Annotated in this window: 9 protein-coding genes; 5 read left to right on the top strand and 4 right to left on the bottom strand. The window is 68.2% G+C overall.

Annotation, left to right across the window (positions count from 1 at the left end; genetic code table 11):
* The first annotated feature begins 215 nt into the window (after positions 1–215).
* Positions 216–983, top strand: a complete 768-nt coding sequence (locus tag ACH4DX_RS35525) for a ParA family protein (protein WP_398123977.1) — start codon at positions 216–218, stop codon at positions 981–983.
* The gene (locus ACH4DX_RS35530) at positions 983–1,990 is read left to right on the top strand and encodes a ParB/RepB/Spo0J family partition protein (RefSeq protein ID WP_398123978.1); all 1,008 of its coding nucleotides are present in this window, start codon (positions 983–985) and stop codon (positions 1,988–1,990) included. The genes ACH4DX_RS35525 and ACH4DX_RS35530 overlap by 1 nt, the downstream gene beginning before the upstream one ends.
* Before the next feature lie 73 nt (positions 1,991–2,063).
* Here the strand turns inward: ACH4DX_RS35530 and ACH4DX_RS35535 are convergent, their stop codons facing one another.
* The 3 genes from ACH4DX_RS35535 to ACH4DX_RS35545 all read right to left on the bottom strand — a co-directional run bounded on the left by ACH4DX_RS35535 (position 2,064) and on the right by ACH4DX_RS35545 (position 3,548).
* Positions 2,064–3,038: an ATP-dependent DNA ligase gene (locus tag ACH4DX_RS35535; RefSeq protein ID WP_398123979.1), complete on the bottom strand. Its 975-nt coding sequence runs from the start codon at positions 3,036–3,038 to the stop codon at positions 2,064–2,066.
* 35 nt (positions 3,039–3,073) lie between these two features.
* Positions 3,074–3,259, bottom strand: a complete 186-nt coding sequence (locus tag ACH4DX_RS35540) for a hypothetical protein (protein ID WP_398123980.1) — start codon at positions 3,257–3,259, stop codon at positions 3,074–3,076.
* 82 nt (positions 3,260–3,341) lie between these two features.
* Positions 3,342–3,548, bottom strand: coding sequence for a hypothetical protein (locus tag ACH4DX_RS35545; RefSeq protein WP_398123981.1), 207 nt, complete (start codon positions 3,546–3,548; stop codon positions 3,342–3,344).
* A 150-nt stretch (positions 3,549–3,698) separates the two neighbouring features.
* On the opposite strand from ACH4DX_RS35545, the gene ACH4DX_RS35550 reads away from it, so the two are divergent.
* From ACH4DX_RS35550 to ACH4DX_RS35560, 3 genes are read left to right on the top strand one after another with little or no spacing between them, the layout of a single operon-like run.
* A complete protein-coding gene (locus tag ACH4DX_RS35550; protein WP_398123982.1) occupies positions 3,699–3,896 on the top strand; it encodes a YlcI/YnfO family protein in 198 nt (65 codons plus the stop codon).
* Positions 3,893–4,189, top strand: a complete 297-nt coding sequence (locus tag ACH4DX_RS35555; protein ID WP_398123983.1) for a hypothetical protein — start codon at positions 3,893–3,895, stop codon at positions 4,187–4,189. Before ACH4DX_RS35550 ends, ACH4DX_RS35555 begins: the two co-directional genes overlap by 4 nt.
* Before the next feature lie 54 nt (positions 4,190–4,243).
* Positions 4,244–4,438 carry a hypothetical protein gene (locus tag ACH4DX_RS35560; protein WP_398123984.1) on the top strand — a complete coding sequence of 65 codons (195 nt, stop codon included), beginning with the start codon at positions 4,244–4,246 and terminating at the stop codon, positions 4,436–4,438.
* A 161-nt stretch (positions 4,439–4,599) separates the two neighbouring features.
* Here ACH4DX_RS35560 and ACH4DX_RS35565 read toward each other — a convergent pair whose 3' ends face one another.
* On the bottom strand, positions 4,600–7,008 hold the full coding sequence (locus ACH4DX_RS35565; RefSeq protein ID WP_398123985.1) for a Helicase associated domain protein: 2,409 nt from the start codon (positions 7,006–7,008) through the stop codon (positions 4,600–4,602).
* Between the last annotated feature and the right edge of the window lie 697 nt (positions 7,009–7,705).

Below are 7,705 nucleotides of genomic sequence, written 5' to 3' on the forward strand. Positions count from 1 at the left end.
GGGGTGGGGGCGGGGGGGGGGGGGCGCTTACCTCTTCCTCACCCTCCACCCCCCCCCCCGGCCCCCCCCCCCCCCCCCCCCCCCCCCCCCCCCCCCCCCCCACACCCCCCCCCCCCCCCCCCGCCCGCCTCTCCAGGACCTCTCAGGTCATCTGAGAGGATGCTCCCCGTCCATCCGAAGTACCGGAGTTCCGGGAAGTAGTCGGAGAGCAGTACATGCCTTACATCACCGTGCTTTTGAACCGAAAGGGCGGGGTCGGCAAGTCACTTGTGACAGTCAACCTCGCTGCGGTCTACGCCGAGATCCTCGGCTGTGACGCCGTCGAACCCGACGGTAGAACCGCAGGTGACGGACCCTCCGTAGCGGTCGTCTCGATAGACCCGCAGGGCACCAGCATCGAACATGCTGAGAAGGTCAGGAAGGCCGGTAGGCCCGTCCCCTTCCGCGTAGTCGACGCTAGCCAGAACGTTGACAAGCTGCAACGCCTCCGCCGCGCCAAGGCCGACATCATCCTCGTCGACACCCCGGGCTTCATGCCGCTGCGGGCAGAAGACGACGAAGACGAGTCCATCGACCCCCTCGGGGACGGAACCACCGGAGACGCACTCCGGGCCGTCCTCGATGTTGCCGACGATGTGATCGTCCCCCTCGAAGCAGAGGGATCAGCCTTCACCCCCACCAGGGTCACCGTGGAGCGCGTCCTGGTCCCCCGCCAGCTCCCCTACGGCGTCGTCGTCAACAACTGGGACCCCCGAGACGGCACCGCCGACCGTGACCGCACTCTCAGCCTCGCCACGCGGAGAGGCTGGGAGCTGTACAACGCCACGGTCCGCCACTACAAACCGCACACCCGCGGTATCACCAACGGGCGCTTCTGCACTCAATACGAGTCCAACCACATCGCCACCAAGGCCAAGCAGGACTTCATGGCGCTCGCCTTGGAACACCAGCTCCGCCGCCAGAAGTACGCAGGAGACCGGTGATGGCCAAGCACGACCAGTTCGACGACTTCTTCGACGAAGACGACGACGCCCCACCCACAGACACCCGCGCAGACGGTCGCCTGCTCCGCATCCCGCTCCGGCGCCTCGCCCCCAACCTCGTCAACCCACGTACCGACTTCGGCACCCAAGCCGAACTGATCGATCTCGGGAAGAGCCTGGCACGCCGCCAGGTCCAGGCATGCCCGGCCGTCAGCCGCGCTGCCTACCTGAAGCTGTGGCCCGATCACGCGGAGCAGGTCACCCACGTCGACTACGTTCTCGTCACCGGAGAGCGTCGCTACCGCGGTGCCACAGCCGCAGGCAACCCCGCCCTGAACTGTGTCGTCGACGACGGCATGGCCAAGGACCGTAGAACGTTCATGGAAGCCGTTGTCTCCGAGAACGTCGACCGGCAGAACTTCAACCCCATCGAAGAGGCCTACGCCGTCCAATCCCTCGTCACCGAGTACGGCTCCAACCGCGCCGTAGCTCAGCACTTCGAACGAGTCGACGGATGGGTCACTCAACGCCTCCTCCTCACCCACCTGGCACCCAAGGTCCAGGACCTGGTACGGAAGAAGAGCCTCCCTCTTGAGTTTGCACGCCAACTGGGGAAGCTAGCCCGGGACAACAAATGGGACAGTGCAGAACAGTTGGCATGGTGGGAAGACGAACAGAAGCGGCGAACAGCCACGTCTACGCAGCGTTCGGCCGATAAGAAGGCGCGCACCAGGACGCCTGCGCCGGGCGGCCTGGCACTCCCCGAGCCACGTACTCGCCCCAGTACTGCCCAAGACGCACAGCCGTCGGGGGACAGTTCGCCGGTTGCGGGGTTGCCGTACGACGATCCGTCGTTCATCGCCACACACCTTGATCGGAACATGGAAGAGGCAGACCTTTTCGAACTGCTCAGCCTGCTGTCCCAGCATGCGCGAGCACGTAACCGGGAGAAGGCCGCCGCCTTCCATCTGCAAGCCGTTGACGGGCCTGTAGCCGAAGCAAGTTGACCTCCATCTGGCAAGACCCTGTTCCCTCCACGGGCGGAGCAGGGTCTTGTCGTGGTTAGCACCCGCATTCTCGTCAGTGTGGTGGCGGTACCAGGCAGGGGACATCGGCAGGGGAGAGGTCAAGGCGTGCGCGGTGGAAGCGTGCGGGGTGGCGCCAGCGGCCGGAGGCGTCACGGGCGATGTCGATGCCGACTTCTACCACCAGCTCGGGTTGCACCAGCGTGGTGTTGAGCGTCTCGCGGCGTCCCCATCCGGCGGAGAACGTGCGGCCCGTCCAGGGGTGCCCGGTCCGAGCCGCGGTCAGCAGTGCGCCGACCGTGGTGCCTGCTGTGCGGGGCAGGGTGGTGGTGCGGCCGGTGTACCGCAGGCGTCCGGTGTCGTCGTAGCGTCCGAGGAGCAGGGTGCGCGGGGCGGTTGCGGGGCCGGTGACGGCGCCCACGATGGCCTCCCCGGTCTCGTACACCTTGTACTTCCGCCACCCCCGCACGCCGGGCCGGTAGGGGTCCCGGAGCCGCTTGAACACGCACCCCTCCACCCCGACCGCTCCCCAGGACGCCAGCCATTCGTGCACGGTCGCGGGGTCGGTGGTGGAGGGGCACAGTGCCCACGGCGCGGTCAGCCGCTGCTGCTTGAACAGTTCCTCGAGCGCGGTCCTGCGCTGGTGGTAGGGCAGGCTGGTGGTGTCGGTTCCGGAGTGGCGCAGAAGGTCGAACGCGACGTAGTGGGCGGGCGCTTGGGAGGCGGCCTGTCGTGCGCCGGCCCCGCGGCGGCGCAGCCGGTTCTGCAACCGCTCGAACGCGATCCGCCCCGCCCCCGCCCCGCCCGCCTCCCACACGATCAGTTCCCCGTCCAGCGCGGTGGCGTCCGGCAGCTGGCGGAGTGCCGCATTGGTGATGTCAGGGAAGGCGGGCGCCATGTCGGTGCCGTGCCGCGAGCGCAGCACCACCTGGCCGCCGTCGAGGGACAGCAGGGCACGGAAGCCGTCCCACTTCACCTCGCCCGCCCAGCCCGCCGGGAGCTCCGGATCGGACACGGAGGCGGCGAGCATCGGGGCCGGGAGGGACCACGGCGCGGGCACCGGGGTCAGTCGTCGTCCAGATCGTCGTCCTGGTCGTCGTAGCTGTCCGGGCTGTCCGGGTCGTTGTGCTCCGCTGCTGCGTCGGCCCGCTCGTCGAACCCGGACACCGCGCTCGCGCTCTGCGGATCACTCTCGGCTGCGGCGCCGATCCGGTCGGCGGCTTCCCGGTCCATCGGTGTCTCACGTCCCATACGGCCACCCTCACCCGGCCCCGGCCATCAGCGGCTCGCGCCGCGCCGCACCCGGCCGCACGCCCCCTCGTCGGGCCGATCGCTACTGCTGGCCACGGGTGCTGGTGTAGCGCACGTTCGGGCCCCACTTCGCCATCACGGGGGCTGCGCACCACTGGCACAGCGGCGCTCCGCCGCGCCCGTAGCGGTGGGTCTTGCGGTGGCAGGCGGCGCACAGCCCGACCTGATCACTTGGGCAGTGGAAGGTGGAGGCGTCCGGTTCGCTGGCCGGGGGCGGGGATGTCGTCATGGCATGCGTGTCCTGTTCTCGTCGGCTGAAAGCAGCCGCTTGAGGGCAGGATAGCCGCCCAAATGACGCACACGTTCGATAGAGGCGGCAGGCGGGGACTGTTGCCGCAACGGGGCAGTGCCACCAGGTTGTGGTGTCTATTGTGGTGGCATGTCTGTGACGACAATGACGTTGCGGGTTCCTGACGAACTCGCTCCTGCGATCCGGGCCGCGGCTGCCGGGGCAGGCCTGAGTGTGAACGCCTACGTGGTGCGCGCAGCCCGCCGGGCGGCGACGCTGGACGCCGCGCACGAGCTGGCCCGGCTCGGCCTGGGCGAGGACCTGGCGGGCGAGGGGGACAGCCTGTGAGGCGCGGGGAGATCTGGACGCTGCCCGACGGCCGGGACGTCCTGGTCGTCTCCCTGACCGGATTGGAAGAGGCCTACGGCGCGGTTGTGGCCCTGGTGCTGCATCCGGCTGGTCGCTACCCGGATACCGCGATGTCCGTGGTCATCGGCGACCCGCTGCCGTGCACGGCCGTGGCGGTGAACCTGGTGCAGTTGCGCGCCGCCCGTTTCGACGGTGCCAAGCTGCACGGTGACGTCGACCCGGAAGTCATGGTGCGCGTGGACCAGGCCCTGCGCGCCGTCCTGGACCTATAAGCGCCCACAGTTCGGCCGTCCCCACTGCCGGATCACGCCGCTACGCTGCCGGGCATGGAAGACACGAACCGCTGGCCGAAGCTGTACGAAGACATCGTGACGCGCCTGCGAGAGCGAGCCGCACAAGGCAAGGACTGCCAAGATCTCGCGTGGTGCATGGGCGCAACCTGGGAAGGCATGAACGCCGAAGAGCGCCAAGCAGCAGAGCGCCCGTCGGCCATCCTCAAACACGCGCTCCCCACCCCGTGACCCCGTTCGCCGCGTAGCTCGCAGGGGATGGGCCCGGATACCAGGCCCTACACGCACCCCCGTGCGAGGCCGGACGCGAGACAGGGCCCCGAGGCCGCTCGCACGCCCCGAGGCCCTGCCCGCCGGTTCCCCCGCCGTTCACCAGCCGTCGGGTGCAGTCATCACTCCGCACCGCCCGTGGCCGCCCACTCCAGCCCGAGCGCGGCGAGCGCGGCGAGCTTGTCGGCGCCCAGCTTGGCCCGCCTGCTCTTGCTGTTGGAGAGAAATACCCCCAGTTTCACCTGATGCTCCTGACCGTCGACTACCACGGGCTCTGTATGCCCTCTGGGGACAGCCACGGACCCTTCCCGGGCCTTGTACTGCGCCAGGGCGGCCACGCCTCGCTCGAAGGCGCTCACGGGCGCTGAGGACGGCTTGTCGGGCGCTTCGGGCTCCGGGGGAAGCGGTTGGATGCCGAGCCGCTCCAGCCGCTCGCGCTGCCCGTCCATCAGCCCTGCCCAGACCGCAGGCTGCCGCTGCTTCGCCAGCCACTTCCCGATGTCCATGCCGTGCACGGTGACACCCGGCTCCACGTACGCCAGCACGCTCTCCTCCACGAGCATCTCCCGCGCCGCGGCGTAGTGGCGTTGCCAGGTGGCCGGCCACCCCGGATTCCAATCCTCATCCACCTCGCGCAGCGCCTGCTCCCACTCGGGGTGACCGTCCAGCGCACCGGGGCGCCGCAAATTGCTCAGCCACTGTCCTACCTGCCGGTCAAGGGCCACAGCGGAACGCGGGGCGCAGAGGGTCCAGTGATCTTCGTAGTAGGCGCGGGCGGCTTCCAGGTTCTCCTGGAACCGCTCATCGGCCACCGACCAGACCATGCCGAGCTGCTCCAGGCGCCGGGCGCGCTGCCCGCTCATCTCCCCGGCCCCGTAGGCCCGCCGCTGCTCCGCCACCCACTGCCCCAGCGGTGTCGCACCCTCGCGGTGCCCGTACGGCACCCTCGCGTTCCCGACCCGTTCGACGTACGTTTTGAGCTTCGCCCACCCGCGCGCCCAGTCCTGCCGCTCGGTGTCGATCACGTTGAAGCTGACCCAGTCCGCGACCATCGCCGGATCCCGTGGGGCGGCGAAACGGAGCAGCAGCCGGGATTCCTCTTCGCCCTCTTCCGGCGCAGTCCCGATGTCCTGCGATGGCTGCGCGTAGTCTTTCTGTGGCTCCTGCGGAATGGCCAGCAATTCGACGGCTTCTTCATCATGAGCGCGCAGTCCTTCAAGGACTTTCACCAGCGGCTTATACGACCCGGAGGTGAACATGTCCTCCGGTGTTTCACCGGGCTGGAGAAATACCGGCACGATCAGTGACGCGAGTTTCCCCTCACCGGGCTTTTGCCGCAGGGCCCGGCCGATGGCCTGGACGATGTCGTGCGGCGCCCCCTTGGGGTCCAGCAGCGCCACACTGTCCACCGCCCGGATGTCGACCCCCTCACCCAGCACTCGGCAGTTGGAGAGCACCGCCCGCCGCGCGGTGGTCCCGAAGTCACCCAGCACGCCGCGACGCCGCTCCGGAGTGTGCTCACCGCACAGCCAGTCAGCCCACACCCGCGCCGGATACCGCTCCGGATCATCCGCGTGCAGCTTCGCCGCCACCGGCCCAAGGCCCTCCGCATAGGCCTGCGCCTCCATCGTCCGGTGATGGAAGGTGATGCACGTGTTCAGATCATGCTGCGCCATCGTGTGCAACAGCGCGGCATGCAGCGCCCCCAGCCGCTGCCCACGCACCTCCTCACTGCCCCGCTCCTCACCCATCAGCCGCTCCGGCGTGACCACCGGGTCCTGGAGCTCCAGCACGATGATCTGGTACCGCGCAAGCAAGCCGCGGGACACCGCCGACGCCAACGAGAGCGTGTACAGAACGGGCCCGAACACCTTCTCGTCGTCCATGGAGGCCGCCATCTCCCGCGGCAGCGGGTCCCGCACCCCCTCGGCCACCTCACGGTTCAGCCGCTCCTGCCAGATCCGCGGCGTAGCCGTCAGATACAGCCGACGCCAGGCAGGAACCTTGCCCTGGTCGTGAATGTCCGCCCACGCCTTACCCATCGAACCCGACGTACGGTGCGCCTCATCCACCACCGCCAGGTCCACCGGCGCCAGCTGCTGCCCGTAAGCGCCCTCAAAGGCCTCCACAAGGACCGGCAGCGAGGCATAGGTGGCGTAGATGGTCACCGGCCCCGTGCCGTGCCACAGCGCCAACTGCACCGGGTTCGTGGTGGAGCGCACCCCCAGGCTCCACAGATCCGGGTCGTCCCCGAGCGAGCACACCGCCACGGCCGGCCCCGTGTGCCCGGCGTTGTGCCAGACCTTCACCGTCTGCGCCAGGAGATCCAGCGTCGGCACCAGCACGAGCACACGACCTCTGGGAACAATCCGCTTCGCCGACGCGGCGGCAATAATCGTCTTTCCCGTACCGCACGCAGCGTGCACCTGCCCACGCAGGCCATTCACGGGAATGCCACCCGGCGGGATATCCAGACCGCGCACAATGGCAGCAACGGCCTCGATCTGGTGGTCACGCAGTTTCACGGCCATCGTCTACTCGCCGTCCTGTTCGGGTTCGCACTCGTGGTCAGATTCAAGGATCGTTCCGTCCTCTACCGGTCCGAACTCCCATGTGGTGTCACAGTCACCGCAGTATCCGGACCCGTAGAAACTGACGCTAGCCATTTATGCACTCTCCTCGCTCGCGCAATTGAGAAAGAAATCCCGGCGCGACAGGTGATCTCTAGGCCGGGTGGAGTGTCTGACACCAGACTCTACACAGGCTTCGACAGTGATGCACCGCCCATGGGCAAGTTTCGCTCCACCGGCTGACAGTTGACCGAATCTCGCCCCACACGCACGGCTTGTGCGGTATGCTGGCGGGGATTCGATGGGTTGACCGTCGAGGATTCACGAGCAGGGGAGGGGACAGGGTGGAGCGCAGCGGAGCCCCGTCACTGCGATGAGACCGACACCCGAACAAGCTGACGACCCGTCACTCTCGTAGCAGGGGTAGTGGCCAGGATCCCCAGCTTCTACACAGGCCCGCACGTGATGCATCCCCTCGTAGTCAGCCGAGGTGATCGCGCTTGCGCGATCACCTCCAATTCGCGCTTGCGCGAATTGCATTCCGTTCAGAATTCCGTTTACGGAATTCCATTCCCGCGCTTGCGCGGGAATCCGAATTGCGCTTGCGCAATTCGCGCTCTATGCCCCGGCTTGCCGGGGCATATCCCGCTCCGCGGGG

Origin of the sequence: Streptomyces sp. NPDC017940 (assembly GCF_044328435.1) — a bacterium.
Taxonomy (GTDB): domain Bacteria; phylum Actinomycetota; class Actinomycetes; order Streptomycetales; family Streptomycetaceae; genus Streptomyces.

Excerpts from the sequence above, each read along its gene's own strand:
- ACH4DX_RS35565 (WP_398123985.1), bottom strand. The coding sequence starts at position 7,008 with ATGGCCGTGAAACTGCGTGACCACCAGATCGAGGCCGTTGCTGCCATT.
- ACH4DX_RS35535 (WP_398123979.1), bottom strand. The coding sequence starts at position 3,038 with ATGCTCGCCGCCTCCGTGTCCGATCCGGAGCTCCCGGCGGGCTGGGCG.
- ACH4DX_RS35545 (WP_398123981.1), bottom strand. The coding sequence starts at position 3,548 with ATGACGACATCCCCGCCCCCGGCCAGCGAACCGGACGCCTCCACCTTC.
- ACH4DX_RS35530 (WP_398123978.1), top strand. The coding sequence starts at position 983 with ATGGCCAAGCACGACCAGTTCGACGACTTCTTCGACGAAGACGACGAC.
- ACH4DX_RS35525 (WP_398123977.1), top strand. The coding sequence starts at position 216 with ATGCCTTACATCACCGTGCTTTTGAACCGAAAGGGCGGGGTCGGCAAG.
- ACH4DX_RS35560 (WP_398123984.1), top strand. The coding sequence starts at position 4,244 with ATGGAAGACACGAACCGCTGGCCGAAGCTGTACGAAGACATCGTGACG.
- ACH4DX_RS35550 (WP_398123982.1), top strand. The coding sequence starts at position 3,699 with ATGTCTGTGACGACAATGACGTTGCGGGTTCCTGACGAACTCGCTCCT.
- ACH4DX_RS35540 (WP_398123980.1), bottom strand. The coding sequence starts at position 3,259 with ATGGGACGTGAGACACCGATGGACCGGGAAGCCGCCGACCGGATCGGC.